This is a genomic window from Micromonospora sp. NPDC005163 (assembly GCF_053599835.1).
Genome location: NZ_JBSFYP010000161.1, coordinates 1 through 1519, shown reverse-complemented (window position 1 = coordinate 1519; position 1519 = coordinate 1). Strand labels below are relative to the sequence as shown.

Annotated in this window: 1 protein-coding gene; it reads right to left on the bottom strand. The window is 68.9% G+C overall.

Annotation, left to right across the window (positions count from 1 at the left end; translation table 11 throughout):
* Nucleotides 1-32: 32 nt before the first annotated feature.
* A protein-coding gene (locus tag ACWD6N_RS37710; protein WP_387331137.1) for an IS3 family transposase occupies nt 33-1450 on the bottom strand; the annotation gives its coding sequence in 2 pieces (ribosomal slippage) (nt 33-1120 and nt 1120-1450; 1419 coding nt in all).
* Between the last annotated feature and the right edge of the window lie 69 nt (nt 1451-1519).

Genomic DNA, 1519 nt, shown 5'->3' with positions numbered 1-1519 from the left:
CGGAAGGTGTCAACCTTTTCGGGGCGGGTGGTTCAGGGGTTCGTTGACTGAGTCGGCTCGTCGTCGGGCTTGTTGATCCACGCGGGTTCGGGTAGGGCGGGTGGTTGTGGGATGCCGCGGACGAACCGTTCGGGGTTGCGGGCGTAAGCGGTGGTCAGGACGTCGGTGCGGGCGTCGCGGACGATCTGGGCGTGGCCGTGGTGGACGTCGTGTGGGGTGTGCCAGCCGATGCCGGAGTGCCGGTGGATCGTGTTGTACCAGGTGAAGAAGGCCCGGCAGTGCGCTCGGGCGTCCTGGATGCTGCCGAAGCGGTCGGGGAAGTCGGGCCGGTATTTCAGGGTCTTGAACTGGGCCTCGGAGAACGGGTTGTCGTTGCTGCACCTGGGCCGGGAGTGGGACTTGGTCACGCCGAGGTCGGCCATCATCTGCGCGACGGTCCTGGACGCCATGGAGGTGCCGCGGTCGGCGTGGATGGTCAACTGCTCACGCGCGATGCCCTGCTTGGTGATCGCGTCGGACAGCAGCCGTTCGGCCAGGGCGGCGTCTTCGCGCTCGGCGAGCAGCCACGCGACGGTGTAGCGGCTGTAGATGTCGATCACCGCATACAGGTGGTAGAAGTCCCGCTTGGCCGGGCCGCGCAGCTTCGTGATGTCCCACGACCACACGCGATTGGGGGCGTCGGCGATCAGCTCGGGCTTGACCTTCGGCGGGTGCACCGCGTGGCGGCGGCGCTCCCTGACTTCGCCGTGGGTGCGCAGGATCCGGTACATGCTCGACACCGACGCCACGTACACGCCCTCATCCAGCAGGGTGTGGTAGACGGCCGCAGGGGCCATGTCGGCGAAGTCGGGGCTGTTGAGCAGCGCCCGGACGCTGTCACGCTCGGCCGCGCTCAGGGCGCGTGGCTGCGGTCTGGGTTCGAGCGCCGGCCGTGGTGGCGAGGGTGTCTGGCGGTGCCGGCGGTAGTGGTTGGCCTGCGGCCGGCCAGTGGCCCGGCACGCCGCCCGGACCCCGATCAGCGGTGTCAGTTCGGTGATCGCAGCGTCGATCATGGTGTCGGCTCGCTCCCGCTGTGCTGGCTGTCGGTCGCGAGTTGCCCCAACAGCGCGGAGAGTTTTCCCTGCACCTCGATCACCGTGCGGGCCTTGTCCAACTCGGCGCGCAGTCGCTCGTTGTCGGCCCGCAACCGGGCTGCCTCCCGCATCGCCGGGTCGGTCTTCGGCCGCCCGGCCGGCTTGGCCAGGGCCTCGCGGGCGCCGGCGTCACGCTGGTGCTTCCACGCCGCGAGCAGCGACGTGTACAGGCCTTCCCGACGAAGCAGGGCGCCCTTGCCGGCCTTGTCGAGGGTCTCGTACTCGGCCAGGATCCGCGCCTTGTACGCGGCGGTGTATGTCCTTGTTCGGGGCTTTGCTGGTACCTCGGGGTCGGGTACCGGGTGATGCGATGTCACAGGGGTGGATCTCCTCGCACGCCCTCACGGGTCAGAGTTTCAGCAGCTCAAGCCGCCTTCTCCAAGGTT